We start from the raw sequence: 15,472 nt of genomic DNA on the forward strand, positions 1-15,472 counted from the left end.
CTGAAATGGAGACGGGTACCCAGTCCGGAGCGGCTTCCCTTCGCCATCAGTCAGTTTCTGCTGCACCAAGCCATTTTTGCATCACCCAGGCTTCACGCGCATCATCCAGAATAATGCCCTGATTGGTAGCCTCCACCATGCCCTGGTAGCAATCAGAAAACAGCGCCTGCCGCGATGCATAAACGCCCGCTGGCGGTGCGCGGTGCGCCAACAGCACCATGACATCACAGACGCACATCAGGTACTCCAGTTGGCGATCGCTGAGATCGATTTTATGGTTTTTTTCATCGCGAGCCTGAGGCGTGCCGCAACCTTTTATGCCCCTCGGGTGACCATCCATATCCTGCCATGCCCAGAACAGGGCCGGGCGCAACAAAGGCTGCTGTTGCTCCTCACTGAGGATGTGTGTAAAAAGCAGGGGAAATATCCGCGTATCGTAAAATCGCAAAATGCCGCCCCTTCCCTCCTGCAACACGTCCATGCACTGTGTTAACCAGGCCGTCAGGGCAGAGAACGGCCAGGGTGAACACAGCAGCAGCAACGGTGCCTGTACGGCAACCTGCCGGCTAATTTCCTGCAGCCACTGCTGCTGCTGGACATTGTCAAGCGTTATGCGCGCAATCAGCGGAGCATCATCGACAATAAACGCTTCCGGCAGCCCACGGTACAGCGATTGCCACTCTATCGACAACGCGTTCAGTGCCGGGATAACACTAAAATCCAGCCCGGCCTGATCAATGATCATATCCAGATAATCGATCCCGGATGCCCGACAGGCAGCGGCCACTTCCTCAATCCATGACGTAGTCATTTATGCCTCCCTTGGCACGAAGCCCTGCGCCAGCTGCTGCGCTTTTTTCAGACACTCTTTACACACCGATGCCGGTAGCTCAGGCAAGGGAAACGTCTCACTGGCTGGCCCCTGCAGATCGTGCTGACCTTTCAGGCTGATTAATCCCGGACCGTGAATTTCCACCACGCCCTGCGGCGTGAGGCGAATATAAGCCCCACCGCAGCCCAGAGTGATGCCATTTTTAGCCGTCAATTGCAGGTGTCCCTGTGTAGACTGGACGGTAATCTCTTTCAGGGAGGTCAGCGATAAAATATCGCCATGTGACTCCATCTCCAACGGACCCTTGGCGGATACCAGCCGCATACCCTCGCTCTGCGCCAGCAGCGAGACGGCCTGACTGGCGTTTGCCGACAGGCGCTGTGCGCTGGTGAGGTTTACTTCGCCAAGGCTCTGCATATACAAACCGTTACCGCTGTGCAGCAACATCGTTTCAGGGGTCATGGCGCCCAGCCCTTTCGGCGCGCTCATTAGCAGTAGCGGATCTTTCAGTTTGTCTGCGCTGTCCGCCAACTGTTTCAGTCCGCTGACCGCAGGGCTGTGGCTACGGTGGATCTGCGTAATACTGCCCCACTCGGCGACCTGATGCAGCGCGCCTTTCAGCAGGCTAATCACAGGCTGCATCGCCAGCACTTCGCCCTGCGCCTTTGGCTGGCCATCGGCGCTGATGAACAGCCCCTTCTGCGCCCGGATGGCGCCCCAGCTGTCGGTGCGCAGCTCAAAGCCTTCGCCGCGCTGCTGCTTTTCCGCATCGACCAAATGACCGAGGTTCAGCTGGCTCTTGCCGCCGTACTCGGTGGAGACCTTGATATGCTCCTGGCCCCGGCTGTCGTCCAGGCGGATTTTGTTGTTCGCCGGCGTGCGCAGCACGTTGCGTTTGTAGTTGCGGATGGTGACCGGGTCCGGGTGCGCCGAATCATGCAGCACGCCGGCAATGTACGGGCGGTCCGGGTTGCCGTCCTCAAAGCCGATCGCCACCTCGGTGCCCGCCAGCAGCGGCAGGTGCAGGCCGTAGGTCTCCCCGGCGTAAGGCCGCGACTGGCGCACCCACAGGCTTTCAAAGCCGGTTTCCCAGTTCGACCGGTCAAACAGCATGTTGACCCGGTAGCGGCCGTCGCGGTCGATATGCCCGTAGCTGTCGTTCTCGGTGGTGCTGGTCACCCGCGCCGGCAGCGTGCCGGCCATCACCGGACGCAGCGGCACGCCCGGCCGGTAGGCGTAGTCCACGCCGTCCGGGATCGCCTCAAAGCCGATTTCCAGACTTTTATCGCGCCGTGCCGTACTGATCGTCCGCACGATCGCCACGCCCCGGCGGAACACCTCCGTCACCTCCGCACCGCCGCTCACCCTGACCACTTCGCCCGGCACCAGCGCCACGCTGCTGCTAACGCCGAACAGCCGGCCCTGGCGGTTCAGGTAGCGTTCATGGCGGATGCGGGCATAAAACGCGCCGCTTTCCGCCGTCGGGTTACGTTCTTCGCCGCTGCCGACCGTCAGGTAGTTATCCGCGTAGTGATAGGCATCACCGTAGGTAGTGCCGTCGCCGGCGCCAATCTCCGCCTGCGCATCCATCGCCTCCAGCGCCTGCCGGTAGTTGTAATCCCGCAGGCTGACCTGTTTTTCCACCACCTGATGGCGACTCTCCAGCCCCCAGCACGACTCTACGCCCTCGTCATGCTGGCCGGAGGGCGGCACCGACGGCAGCGTCAGCCCCGCGCCGTAGCCCTGACGGCCATCGCAAAACTCCACCACGTCGATATTCAACCGGGTGTCGGCGGTAAAGCGAAACCAGATGCCCAGCTCCCCCAGCAGCCGGGTGATAAAACGCAGGTCGTCCTCGCCGTACTGCATCACCTGCTCGCGCCGCGGGTAGTCCTGCGTCAGTGAGAACAGGAAATCCTGCCCGCGCATGCCGTGGCGCTCGCGCAGGATTTTCTCCACGATCTGCGGCACCGACATATCCTGATAGATGGCGTTCTGCCGGCTGCGCGCCAGCAGCGCCAGCCGCGGCGCCAGAGTCAGCGCGTAGCGACTCTCATCGTTGGTGGTGCCCAGACGCTCAAAGCCGGTAACCACGCCCTGGATCACCCGCAGCGGCTGCTGCAGTTTAATCGCGGCGCCCTGATTGAGCGGCGCCTGCAGCGTCAGCGACGCCGCCTTCATCAGCATCGCCTCCCGATGGATGCCGTGGTCGGCGCTGGTAAATTCAATCCGGTAGCTGAACGGTTTACTTAGTTCCTCCTGGCCCTCAAAGGCCAGCACGTCCAGCAGCGCGTCGCAGTCCGCCACCTGCAGCAGGTGGTGGCTGTGGCTGAAAATCACCGCAAGCGGATTTGCCATCATCACTCTTCCTTATCGTTATCAAACGCCAGCACAATCCCGTCCTCGTCATGCCAGTCGAGCGTCAACGTCTGCAACTTCTGCTTCGCCGCCATCTGGCTTAACAGTTGCTGGCTGAGCACCGGCAACAGCTGCTGGTTGAGCAGGCTGTCGACGTTGCGCGCGCCGGTATCCGGCAGCAGACAGGCGGCGGTCAGCGCGTCGTACAGGCCGTCGCCAATCCGGGTGGCAAGGCCGTAGTGGCGCTGCAGCCGCCGGCTGACCTGCTCCAGCTTCATCTGCACGATGGTGAGCATCGCTTCCGCCGCCAGCGGCCGGTAAATCACCGTCTGGAAACGGGCCAGCAGCGCCGGCTGGAAGTGGTCGCGCAAGATCGGGCGCAGCAGTTCCTGTAAATCACCTTCGCTGGCGTCCGGCTGTTCGTCCAACAGCTGCATAATGTGGTCGCTGCCGAGGTTGGAGGTCATCAGGATCACGGTGTTGCGGAAGTCGATTTCGCGCCCCTCGCCATCGCGCATAAAGCCGCGGTCGAACACCTGATAGAACAGGTTCATCACGTCGCGGTGCGCCTTTTCCACCTCATCCAGCAACAACACGCTGTAAGGGCGTTTGCGCACCGCCTCGGTCAGAATGCCGCCCTGGCCGTAGCCGACGTAGCCCGGCGGCGAGCCTTTCAGTTGAGAGACGGTGTGCGGCTCCTGATATTCGGAGAGGTTGATGGTGATCAGCGATTTCTCGCCGCCGTACAGGCAGTCGGCCAGCGTGAGCGCGGTTTCGGTTTTACCGGTGCCGCTCGGCCCCACCAGCAGAAACACGCCCTGCGGCCCGTTTTCACTGGTCAGGCCGGTTTTGGACGCCCGCAGCCGCTGGGCGATGGCGTGCAGCGCCGTATCCTGCCCGACCACCCGCCGGCCGATTTCCGCCTCCAGGCTCAGCAGTTCGTTCTGTTCGTCCTTCATTAATGAGGAGAGCGGCACCCCGGTCCAGTCGGCAATAACGTTAGCCACGCTGCGGGCGTCCACATCCGCCGTGAGCAGCGCCTGCTCGTGGGGAAGCGCCGCCAGCGCCTGCTGGACAGCCGCGATCTTCCCCTGACGCGCGCCGTCCGTACGGCACGCCAACAGTTGCTGAATCAGTTCCTGCTCCTGTCGGTACTGGCCTTCTAACTGCGCCAGACGCTGGTTCAGCTCTGCGGTCTGGGCGGCGATGGCCGTCAGCCGTCCCTCTTCTTCCGGGTTGCCGACGGCGATATCCGCCAGCAACGCCTGCTCTTCCAGCGCTAGCGCGGTAACGGCGGCCTGTGCGTGGACGATCGCTTCCGGCACGGTGTCCAGGCTCATGCGCACCCGGGCGCTGGCGGTATCCAACAGATCCACCGCCTTATCCGGCAGCTGGCGGCCGGTGAGATAACGGCGGGAAAGCGTGACGGCGGCGCGCACCGCCTCATCGGTAATATGCACGCCGTGGTGCTGCGCATAGCGGGATTTCAGGCCGCGCAGCATCAGGCAGGCGGCGGCGTCGTCCGGTTCGTCCACTTTCACCATCTGGAAACGACGCTCCAGCGCCGCGTCGCGCTCGAAGTACTGTTTGTATTCGCTCCAGGTGGTGGCGGCGATGGTGCGCAGTTCGCCGCGCGCCAGCGCCGGCTTCAGCAGGTTGGCGGCATCGGCGCCGCCGGCCTGATTGCCGGCGCCGATAATGGTGTGGGCCTCGTCGATAAACAGCAGCACCGGCGTCGGCGACTGCTGCACCGCATCGATAATGTTTTTCAGCCGCTGTTCAAACTCGCCCTTCACGCCGGCGCCGGCCTGCAGCAGCCCGAGATCCAGCGTGCGCAGGGTGACCGGCTGCAGGCTGGCCGGCACGTTGCCCTCGGCAATACGCAGCGCCAGCCCTTCCACCAGCGCGGTTTTCCCCACGCCCGGTTCGCCCACCAGGATCGGGTTGTTTTTACGCCGGCGGGAGAGAATGTCCACCATCTGGCGGATCTCGGTATCGCGGCCGAACACCGGGTCGATCGCGCCGGCCCGCGCTTTGGCGGTCACGTCGAGGGTGAATTTATCCAGCGCGCCCTGTAGCGCCGGGGAGAGTTCGCCCGCCTTTAGGTCGGCGTCCGCCGCAGGCTCCGTCATCTCGGTGCGGGTCTGCGCCAGCCCGACCTCCTGCTGCACCTCCGGACGCTCTTCCGACTGCGCATCCAGCAGCGGGCGCAGGCGCTCCAGCTGGCTCTGCCCCAGCGTCAGCAGCGGCCACAGGCCGTCGCAGCGCGCCAGCGCGGGCTTGCCTACCAGCGCCGTCAGCAGGTGAACGCTGCGGATCTGCGTCTCGCCGGCCAGCGAGGCCAGCAACCAGGCCTCCTGCATCAGCGTCAGCAGGCTGTCCGCCAGTTCCGGCCGCCCACGTACCGAGCGCGGCAGGCCATCGAGCCAGTTCAGCAGCGCCTGCCAGATCTCATCCATATTCCATTCGTAACGCCGCGCCAGCACCGTCAGGTCACCCTCGCCCTGCTCCAGCAGCTTCAACAGCCAGTGTTCCGGCTGGATCTGCGCATGCGCGCGGGTCTGGCACAGCGACGCCGCTCCTTCCAGGGCGCGGGCGCAATAAGGGTTAAGACGACGTAACAGGACGGCTGAATTTTCCATAATTCTCTCTCTTGATTAATCGGTTCCCGGGCACGCTACCGCCCATCGCTGTGTACCAAAGCGCATCAGGTCAGATTGCCGGATTGTGATCTCTTTGCTGAACGCCCGGATGCCGGATGCTCAGGAAAAAAAGCGGACAGGAAACCTGTCCGCACAGGCTGTTAACCTCATCATTCGTGTCGCAGGGAGACGGCAGGTTTGCCCATCCCAGGGATTCTGTGACCGGAGTCAGCAAACGCTGCCAGCACTCCTGCGGCGCGAAGTATGACGGGGCATTACGCGGTAGCGCGTTCGTTCCAACTGTCGGAATGAATGATGTTGCCGTCTTTGTAGGTCCAGGTGATTTTTTCGTAACGCAGCTCGATCCGCTCGAGGTGGTTATGCTTTTCAAACGACGGATCCTTGATGTCGTGCATCAGCGGATTCACCTTCACCACCTTCACGTTCTCCAGTTTGGTGTTGAAGTACTCCACTTCCTGGCCGGCATCGTTAATGCGGTACCATTTGAACTCCGCCGACTTCAGGGTCTGGCCGGTGGTGACCGCCTTGTACAGGTACGGGCTGGAGGCATCGATTTCCTTGGTAAACAGGAACGGCGTATGGATGCGGGTGCCGGTCAGCTTGCCGGTGTTGTTATCGGTCGGGATGTACAGGTTGTGTTCCTGCGCCACCACCTCGATGCTGCCTTCGCGATCCTGAACGTCCACCGACCCTTTAATGTCCGCGCCGCCGTCGTCTTTCAGCCAAAGATAAACAGGAATTGCCATTTCATTTTCTCCACTCGTTGTTATCAACGCCGTCACCTTCCAATGATGACGGCGGGGTTGCGTCCGGCAGCCGGCAGGCATCCGCCTGCGGCACCAGACTGATTTCGACACGTCGGTTAAGCGCACGGCCTTGCGACGTATCGTTGTCGGCGACAGGACGGCTTGCGCCATAGCCCTGCACCGCAAAACAGCTTTCCGGCACGTCGCCGGTATCACGCATCCAGTTGCGCACCGCCTCGGCGCGCTGCAGCGACAGCCGCTGGTTCAGCGTTGCCTTGCCGGTGTTGTCGGTATGGCCGCTGACCACAATCAGCCAGCCCGGTTTGGCCTTGATGTCCACCAGCGAGTTGACCAGCATTTTGGTCGAACCGGCTTTCAGCTCCGCCTTGCCGGAGTCAAACAGCGACATGCTGTCGAGGCGGACAATTTTCGGCGCCGGCGCCTCGGGCTTAACGTCTGGCGGCGGCGCCGGTGGCGGAACATACGACCGAATCGCGTCCAGCAGCGGCGTTCGCAGGCGTTCGCCGCGATACAACCCCAGCCCCAAACGCTGCGGTTCGCCGTTGCGCGCATAGTCGTCCAGCAGTGAGGCGTTCAGACGCAGCCTGGTTACCGCCTCCGCCTTCGGCCCGTAATCCTCCATGGCGATGCGGTGATAGTGGCGGATATCAAAAGCCAGGCGCTTGAGCAGCTGCGCGTTATTCCAGGCGCTGCCGCACAGCGCGACGGCCACCGCCAGGGTAAACATCGCCAGTCCGCTGCGCCCTGCCCGCTGGCGCGGCGTTAATCCGTCTCCTGCAGGCAGTAAAGGCAAAATAAAATCGGGCAGCGGCATTCGCGCCGGATCTGTGGCTGCCGCTGGCTGCCAGCCGTCAACCTGACTCAGCGCGGTATGGCGGCGTAACCACTCACGCCACAGCGATGCCGGCAGCGCACCGTTAACTGACGGCCCCAGCCCCCATAAGACAGCCGTCGGCGCAACGGCGGGCGCGTCCGGGTTTTCATGGGTAAACAGCGCCGTCACAGACTGTTCAAACCATGCCATCAGGCCGTTGAGTACAATCTGCTGCCGCGCCGCCCTCTCACCGCCGCTGTTCATCCAGGCGGCGACCGAAACGGGCGCCGCCGATTCCCGCCATACGCAGACGGGTTCACCCGCCATGGCCGCCTGCCAGAGCGGCTCGGGCGACATGGCGCAGCCAGCCTGAGCATGCAGCACCAGCGGTATGGCATGGCGGCTCTTTCTGCGCAGTTGGCTTATCTGCCAGCGCAGCGCCAGCAAATGGCTGGTCAGGCGTTCCGTATCGTTATGTCTCTGCGGACACAGGGTGACCATCACCGCAAGCTGACGCCCCCAGGCCGGCCGCATCTGCAGCAGCTGGCGGGCGGTCCGCAGCAGCTCCTGATGCGACTCAATCCGGATCCAGCAGCCTTCCGCCATCGTCAGCACCGCTGATGCTGCCGGCCATTGCCGGGACAAATCGCCGCACACCAGCACCACCGGCCGTTTCCAGCTCGCCTCAGGCAAATTTTCCAGCGAGGCGGCGATCTCCGGCTCCGGATGGCGACGCGTCAGCCAGAGCGTCGCCATCAGCGCGCCCCCGACCAGCAGCGTCAGCAGGAGCGCGACCGGCCAGGAGACGGGTAAAAAAACCAGGCTCACGCTCGCGGTCAGCAGTACGCACCACAGCGCCAGCCCCCGCCGTAGCGCGGAACTCATTGCACCGCTCCCGGCAGCAGCGTGACCAACAGCGTATCCAGCCAGCGATCAAGCCCCCACCACAGCGCGGCCAGCGCCAGCAGCGCGCAGCCGATGCGCACCGGCCAGGCGGCAAACCAGCCGCTCATCCCGCGACCGCCTTTAACCCCGGCCAACACCGGCGTCGTCTGCGGATAGCCAAACGGCGGAACACGGTCGTGCAATGCCTGCAGCAGCTTCTCCCGCTCGGGATCGTTCAATGAACGGTATCCGCCCAGGAACCCCAGCAGCATCACCCGGTGGAAACAGGTCAGCACCGCGCTGTCGGGCGCCGGCTCACGCAGCACATCGCGCATCCGGTCACACAGCGTGTCGCCGGCATCGATGGTGCCGAGAAAATGCCCCTGCAGCGGCATGTCATACCACTGCACGCACGCATCATCCTGTACGCCGCGCCCTTTGACCGCCTCATCAATCAATGCGCACTGGGCATAGAGAATATGCCGGCGGCTTGCCTCGTCGCAGCCGCCCTCCCGCAGCGCCTGCTGGACCTGCTCAACGTCCGCCACGCAGCGCTCCCACAGCACGCGGCCGTCCCCATCATTAAACGACGGACCATGGCGCAGGCTGATGACCTGCAGCCAGGTGTTCTGCAACAGCGCATCGATGTCGCACTCTTGTTTTTCACTCATGTTCTCAGCACCGCAAACAGTTCAAGCTCAGGCTCGCCCAGCGTGCCCGGGACGTAAAACATACAGCTGCCGCTGGCCAGCATCTCCTGCGCTGCGGGGTGTGCCAGATCAAGCGAGAAGTACTGGTTCTCCAGCCGCAGCGGGATGGCCGCCGGAACATGGCTCAGCGGTTTCAGCGGGATCCCCTGACGGGAGGTATTCACCAGGCTGGTCACATAATCGGGGCTGCCCACTTTGCACTGACGCGGAAACTGCTCCTGCAGCTGCGCCGCCGGCAGTGGCGAACGCACGGAAAGGTAGTAATCCGCCCCTTCATGCAGACGCGGCTCCTGCAAGCGCGCCTGCCACTGGCGCAGCCGTTTGTCGTGCGTCAGCGCAATCGCCATCACCCGTGACGGCAGGCTGGCTTCCAGCAGCTCGCCGAGCAGCGCGAACAGCGGCGGGAACACCGCATTCAACTGCTCATGCCGCCAGGCAGGAATGGCGCTGAGCTGATGATCCAGAGAAAAAGTCAGCAGGCTGCCGGCCAGACGCGCCAGCTCCGGATAAAGCCGCTCCGGCGCGCTTTGCGGAAAATGCTGAAACTGCCCCAGCACCGGTTCCGCGCTGTTCAGGGCATTGAGCAGCCAGAACAGCGAGACGTCCGCCACGGCAAAGTCCGCCATGCGCTCGTTACTCTCCCGACGCATGGCCATCAGGCGGATCAGACGGGCGCGTAACTGCGTCATCAGCAGTTCCAGTTGGGTCATCAACCAGCGGCTGCCCCGCATCGCTAACAGCGGCGGCAGATACGCTTCGTCAATTACCCAGTTTCCCTGCGAATCCTGCAACAGGCGCGCCACCGGGCAGGTCAGGTAATCGCCGTTATTCTGATGGGCAAAGCGCAGGGTAAGCTCTGCCTGCATCACGGCGATCTGGCGATCGTCGTCGCCGTATTGGTTACGCACGTCACGCCAGCGCTGGCGGTAGCGCACCGGACGCTCCGCCGTCTCATCCGGCTTCAGGCAGTTGCCGCCATTAGCGCGCAGCAACGGCAGGGCCAGCACTACCACGGCGTCCTGACGTTCGCCGTCAAGCGCAAGCGCCGGCGGCAGCGGATCGGCCTGTGCCGTGTCAACCAGCGTGCCGTCCTGAAAGCGCAGGTGTAAATGCTGGGCCTGCAGGCGGCCCAGTTTCAGCATATCCGCGTCGAATACGGCCTCGAACACCCCCCATGGGTGATTCAGCCCCATCTGAGCGATACTTTCAGCGCTCCAGGCCGCATGCGCCGCCTGCTGTTGAAAATGCTGGGGCGAGATCATGATCCCCCGCCCCCATAGTGGCTGTTCAATCTTCACCGGTTGCCCGCCTTATGCTTTCGCCTTCGGCATCTGGGATACCAGCGACAGGTTGACGTCCATCCCTTCCACCTGGAAGTGCGGCACCGCATACAGCTTCACGCGGAAGAAGCCCGGGTTGTCTTCAATATCTTCCACCGCCACCCTGGCGTCGCGCAGCGGGTGCGAAGCCTGCAGCTCATCGCCCGGATCGGTCATTTCGGTCACCAGGCTGCGCACCCAGGTGTTCAGCTCCAGCTCCAGCAGACGGCGATCCTTGGTGGTGCCGATGTTTTCGCGCTGGATCAGCTTCAGGTAGTGCGCGATGCGCGACAGCAGGAAGATATACGGCAGGCGCGCGTTGATGCGGCTGTTGGCGGTGGCGTCCGCGGTGTCGTACAGCGCCGGCTTCTGCGCGGAGTTGGCGGAGAAGAAGCACGCGTAGTCGCGGTTTTTGTAGTACGACAGCGGGATAAAGCCCAGGTTGGCGAACTCAAATTCGCGGGTTTCCGGGATCATCACTTCCGACGGGATTTTCACCTGGTTGCCGGTACCCAGATCGTAGAGATGGATTGGCAGGTCCTGCACCGCGCCGCCCGCCTGCGGGCCGCGGATTTGCACGCACCAGCCGTTGTTGATAAAGCTGCGCACCATATTGGCGGCGAACGCGAAGGAGGCGTTGGTCCACAGGTATTTATCGTGATCCGGGCCTTTTACCTCTTCCACATAGTTGAAGCTGCGCACCGGCACGGTGTCCGGGCCATACGGCAGGCGGCCCAGCACCCGCGGCATCACCAGGCCGATATAGCGCGCGTCATCGGTTTCCCGGAAGGCTTTCCACTTGAGGTATTCGGCGCGGTCAAAGTAGTTGCCGATATCCTTAATCGCGGCGACGTCTTCCATCTTGTCTTTCAGGAAGAATTTCGGCCCGGCGGAACCGATAAACGGCATATGCGCCGCGGCGGATACCTTGGAGATATTGCGCAGCAGCGCGATATCCTGGGCGGAGGCGTCGAACTCATAGGCGGAGATCAGCGCGCCGATCGGCTCGCCTCCCGGCGTGTCGTATTCGGCGACGTAGGTCTGCAGGTAAAGCCCGCTTTGCACAATTTCCGGCGCGTCTTCAAAGTCCTGGCGCAGATCGTCTTTCGACAGATCCAGCAGTTCGATTTTGACGTTCTGACGGAAATCGGTTTTGTCCACCAGCGACTTCATGCCGCGCCACAGGGATTCCACCCGCTGGAAGTCTTCGTGGTGCATCACCGCGTCCAGCTGGCGGCTGATTTGCTGATCCAGTTCGGCAATGTGGTGATCCAGCAGGGTTTTGTCCAGCTTTTCCACCCTGGTGCCGGACTGCTTCAGACGCTCCAGAAAGATCTGCATCGCGGCGGTGACGCGTTCGTCCGCCGTGGCGTCAGACATAATCTGGTTATCCTGCCAGCTGTCCAGCGCGCTCAGCGACGCCACCGGGTTCAGGTTGATTTTTTCAAACAGGGACGCATACACACCGCCCGCCTGCGGACGTTCCAACACCACGTTTTCGCCGCCGGCAGCATTTTCATTTTTTACAGACATCAGCATTTTCTCTCGTTAATCCGTTAAATATCGCGGCCGTTACGGCTGCGCCGGCGCCAGGGCGGACAGTTCATCGCGCAGTTCCGCGCTCAGGGCGGGATCCCGCAGAATGGTTTCCAGCTCTTTACGGAACGTCTGGTTATCCAGCAGGTTGGCTTTCAGGTCGCGCAGCAGGTTGCGCATGGCCAGCATGGCTTTCAGCTGAGGGATCTGGCGGGCGACCTGCTCCGGGGTAAAGTCGTTCATCTCGCGGAACGTCAGGCTGATGTTTTCCTCGCTGCCGTCGCCGGCCAGGGTGTTTTCCACCGCCAGGTTGACCGACGGAGAGAATTCGGCCAGCACGCTGTCGAAGTTGTTTTTATTGACGTTGATCTTTTCGCGCTCGGACAGCGGGCGTTGTTCACTGCCGTTGCTGTAATCCCCCACCACCATCAGCTTGAGGGGCAGTTCGACTTTTTTCTGGGCGCCGCCGGTATGCAGGTCCAGCTTGATATTGACGCGGGCCTTGGGGATCTCGGACTGGTATGAGTTAGACATTGGCTATCCCTGTTCTACAAAATAAATAGAAACGCTCAATGCCGCTGATGAATAGAAAGAATAAGGCTGAGTTGCCAATATGGCACATCCCTGTAGAGGTCCTGTGGCGCAGATAAATATCCGGGCCACAGCAAGCGCATTCCATCCATGAACGACACGTGGTTACAGGTTTTTTTCTGAAAAACCAAATTTCAGATAATTACCTATGGCCGGAGTTTAAAAATGTTAGAGGTATTATTGAAAACCATTATATGTAACAAAATGTTTCCATCAAGACAAGCAGCAAGAAAGGAAACATCAATTTGATTTACAAGAAAAATCTTACCATTACCCACCTATCCCTTGTGGGATAAGGGCGGGGGTAAAATGATCAATTACTCTTAATCTCACGAATTGTACAAACTATGCTTAATAAAAAAGAAATATCCTAGTTTTCATTTTTTTCAAAAAATGAGACATCGGTTCCTATTTTTACTTTCATTAACGATAAAGCGAAACAAAAACTATTCCATCGCCACGTCATCTCGCTATTCCATTTAATGAGATTAATCGTTTTTCATCTAAAGAAAGCTTATTATTGCTGCCAATATGATTAGCCCTATCACGAATGTAATTGCCGGCTATGGAAAGGAAAGGCTGATGCGTTTTTTATGGCAGGCAGATGCCGGTTTTAAACGGCGGGGTTTTGGTGAGGGGAAGAAATAGGCTCATTCCGCCCCGCACCAATAGCATGCATACGCAGCGGTGATATTGTTGTCTGCAGGCTATCAACGTTCGAAGATAAAGCAGCCCGGGCGGGCGTCGCGTAGAGTCTGCGCAATGGTTGGCGGCAGACCATAAAGAAAAACCCCAGGCTTATCGCTAAGCCTGGGGTCTGTAATATGGCGGAGGAGCAGAGATTCGAACTCTGGAACGGTTTCCCGTCGACGGTTTTCAAGACCGTTGCCTTCAGCCACTCGGCCACCCCTCCGTAATGAGGCGAACTATAAACACAGTATGTTGGCTTGTAAAGTCCACGCCCGTTCAACCGCGCGAAAAACCAGCACGCCGCCGCCGCTCGCCGAATAAAGCGGCAAATCGTACGCCGTTGCGCCAATGATGACTAAGGGTAAAGATTGGTAAACAAACTTTAATCAATCGCTTGCACTATTTATCATCGTAACTAATTTTGTGATGACCTGATAAGAGAGATCATTATATGGACCGCACTGTCGTCTCATCCTCGCGCGATTCGTTGCTCAGCACCCACAAGGTGCTGCGCAATACCTACTTCCTGCTTTCCCTGACGCTGGGCTTCTCCGCGCTGACCGCTACCGCCAGCACCATGCTGGGGCTGCCGGCGCCGGGTCTGCTGCTGATGTTGGTCGGTTTCTACGGCCTGATGTTCCTGACGCACAAGCTGGCCAACAGCCCGGCGGGCATCCTGGCCGCCTTCGCGCTGACCGGCTTTATGGGTTATACCCTGGGCCCGATCCTCAGCTCGTTCCTGAACGCCGGCGCCGGTGATCTGATTATGCTGGCGCTGGGCGGCACCGCGCTGGTGTTCTTCTGCTGCTCGGCCTACGTGCTGACCACCCGTAAGGATATGTCGTTCCTGTCCGGGATGATGATGGCGGGCTTTGTGGTGCTGCTGGTGGCGGTGATCGCCAACCTGTTCCTGCAGATCCCAGCTCTGCACCTGGCAATCAGCGCGCTGTTTATTCTGTTCTCCGCCGGCGCCATCCTGTGGGAAACCAGCAACATCATCCACGGCGGCGAAACCAACTACATCCGCGCCACCGTTGGCCTGTATGTCTCGCTGTACAACATGTTTATCAGCCTGCTGAGCATTCTGGGCTTCGCCCGCAGCAACTGATGCGGCAGCCAGCACGATGATAAAAGCCTCCGCCTGTGCGGGGGCTTTTTTACGTTTAACGACCGGCTTCAGGCGCTAATCGCCAGCTTAATCACGCCGTCGCGTTTTTCTGCAAACAGCCGGTAGGCGTCAGCGATCTCATCAAGCGGGAAACGATGGGTGATCAGCGGCGTCAAGTCCAGGCCGCCATGCTGCACCACGTTCATCATTCGGCGCATCCGCTCTTTGCCGCCGGGGCACAGCGCGGTGCGGATGGTGTGATCCCCCAGCCCATTGGCAATGGCGCTGACCGGCAATTGCAAATCGTCACTATACACGCCCAGGCTGGACAGCGTGCCGCCCGGTTTGAGCACCCGCAGCGCCTGATTAAAGGTGCGCTGCGTGCCCAGACACTCAATGCTGGCATCCACGCCGCGCCCGCCGGTAATTTTCAGGATCTCATCCACCACGTCGACCTGTTTGTAATTCAGCAGCACATTGGCCCCCAGCCGTCCGGCCATCGCCAGCTTCTCCGGCGCGCTGCTGACGGCAATCACCAGGCTGGCGCCGCGCAGACGCGCGCCTGCTGTCGCGCACAGGCCAATCGGCCCCTGAGCAAACACCGCCACGACATCGCCTATCTTGATACCGGCGTTTTCCGCGCCCTTAAAGCCGGTGGACATCACGTCCGGACACATCAGCACCTGCTCATCGGACAGGCCGTCAGGAATCGGCGCCAGGTTTGCCTCGGCATCCGGCACCAGCACGTACTCCGCCTGGGTGCCGTCAATCACGTTGCCAAAGCGCCAGCCGGCGGTGGCCTTATAACCGTGGCAGGCGCATCCCGCCAGATGCGAGCCATCCTGCGCGGGGTAGCCGTCCTGGCAGGGATAGGAGGTAAACGAGGGGCAAATAGCGCCGGCCAGCGCCCGCTGTCCCTCGCGGTAGCCCTTCACGTTGCTGCCCAGCTTTTCGATAATCCCAACCGGCTCATGGCCCACGGTCAGCATCCTGGACACCGGATATTCCCCTTTCAGAATATGAATATCCGTGCCGCAAATGGTGGTGGTGGTAATTTTCAGCAACGCATCATTCGGACCGGGGGCAGGAATAGGCTTATCAACCAGCTCAATACGCCCTTTCTCAATAAAGGCAGCGGCTTTCATCATACTCATGTCAGCTTCCTTAACGCTCAGGTGAGTGGGAGGCAGTCGGGCACA

The 15,472-nt window shown here is 60.9% G+C and carries 11 protein-coding genes and 1 tRNA gene; 1 reads left to right on the top strand and 11 read right to left on the bottom strand.

Features of this window, described 5'->3' with window-relative positions; translation table 11 throughout:
* Window positions 1-46: 46 nt before the first annotated feature.
* The 10 genes from HF675_RS15125 to HF675_RS15170 form a co-directional block, all read right to left on the bottom strand.
* Window positions 47-811 carry a DUF4123 domain-containing protein gene (locus tag HF675_RS15125; protein WP_187043333.1) on the bottom strand — a complete coding sequence of 255 codons (765 nt, stop codon included), beginning with the start codon at window positions 809-811 and terminating at the stop codon, window positions 47-49.
* Window positions 812-3,193, bottom strand: coding sequence for a type VI secretion system Vgr family protein (locus HF675_RS15130; RefSeq protein WP_370569816.1), 2,382 nt, complete (start codon window positions 3,191-3,193; stop codon window positions 812-814).
* Window positions 3,193-5,832, bottom strand: coding sequence for a type VI secretion system ATPase TssH (tssH, locus tag HF675_RS15135; protein WP_187043334.1), 2,640 nt, complete (start codon window positions 5,830-5,832; stop codon window positions 3,193-3,195). Before tssH ends, HF675_RS15130 begins: the two co-directional genes overlap by 1 nt.
* A gap of 275 nt (window positions 5,833-6,107) precedes the next feature.
* Complete coding sequence (gene hcp / locus HF675_RS15140; RefSeq protein ID WP_105230571.1) at window positions 6,108-6,599, bottom strand: type VI secretion system effector Hcp; 492 nt, start codon at window positions 6,597-6,599, stop codon at window positions 6,108-6,110.
* 1 nt (window position 6,600) lies between these two features.
* Window positions 6,601-8,319 carry an OmpA family protein gene (locus HF675_RS15145; RefSeq protein ID WP_187043335.1) on the bottom strand — a complete coding sequence of 573 codons (1,719 nt, stop codon included), beginning with the start codon at window positions 8,317-8,319 and terminating at the stop codon, window positions 6,601-6,603.
* The gene (gene tssL / locus HF675_RS15150) at window positions 8,316-8,990 is read right to left on the bottom strand and encodes a type VI secretion system protein TssL, short form (protein ID WP_111737378.1); all 675 of its coding nucleotides are present in this window, start codon (window positions 8,988-8,990) and stop codon (window positions 8,316-8,318) included. The genes HF675_RS15145 and tssL overlap by 4 nt, the downstream gene beginning before the upstream one ends.
* Window positions 8,987-10,327, bottom strand: a complete 1,341-nt coding sequence (gene tssK / locus HF675_RS15155) for a type VI secretion system baseplate subunit TssK (protein ID WP_111737379.1) — start codon at window positions 10,325-10,327, stop codon at window positions 8,987-8,989. The genes tssL and tssK overlap by 4 nt, the downstream gene beginning before the upstream one ends.
* A 12-nt stretch (window positions 10,328-10,339) precedes the next feature.
* The gene (gene tssC, locus HF675_RS15160; RefSeq protein ID WP_187043336.1) at window positions 10,340-11,887 is read right to left on the bottom strand and encodes a type VI secretion system contractile sheath large subunit; all 1,548 of its coding nucleotides are present in this window, start codon (window positions 11,885-11,887) and stop codon (window positions 10,340-10,342) included.
* Between the two features lie 33 nt (window positions 11,888-11,920).
* On the bottom strand, window positions 11,921-12,418 hold the full coding sequence (gene tssB, locus HF675_RS15165) for a type VI secretion system contractile sheath small subunit (RefSeq protein WP_187043337.1): 498 nt from the start codon (window positions 12,416-12,418) through the stop codon (window positions 11,921-11,923).
* A gap of 882 nt (window positions 12,419-13,300) precedes the next feature.
* Window positions 13,301-13,388 (bottom strand) — tRNA-Ser (locus tag HF675_RS15170).
* Between the two features lie 228 nt (window positions 13,389-13,616).
* On the opposite strand from HF675_RS15170, the gene yccA reads away from it, so the two are divergent.
* Window positions 13,617-14,273 carry an FtsH protease modulator YccA gene (gene yccA, locus HF675_RS15175; protein ID WP_015671816.1) on the top strand — a complete coding sequence of 219 codons (657 nt, stop codon included), beginning with the start codon at window positions 13,617-13,619 and terminating at the stop codon, window positions 14,271-14,273.
* A gap of 68 nt (window positions 14,274-14,341) precedes the next feature.
* Here the strand turns inward: yccA and HF675_RS15180 are convergent, their stop codons facing one another.
* Window positions 14,342-15,427 carry an NAD(P)-dependent alcohol dehydrogenase gene (locus HF675_RS15180; protein WP_111737380.1) on the bottom strand — a complete coding sequence of 362 codons (1,086 nt, stop codon included), beginning with the start codon at window positions 15,425-15,427 and terminating at the stop codon, window positions 14,342-14,344.
* Window positions 15,428-15,472 lie beyond the last annotated feature (45 nt).

Source organism: Serratia sp. JUb9 (assembly GCF_014298095.1).
GTDB classification, from domain to species: domain Bacteria; phylum Pseudomonadota; class Gammaproteobacteria; order Enterobacterales; family Enterobacteriaceae; genus Serratia_B; species Serratia_B rhizosphaerae.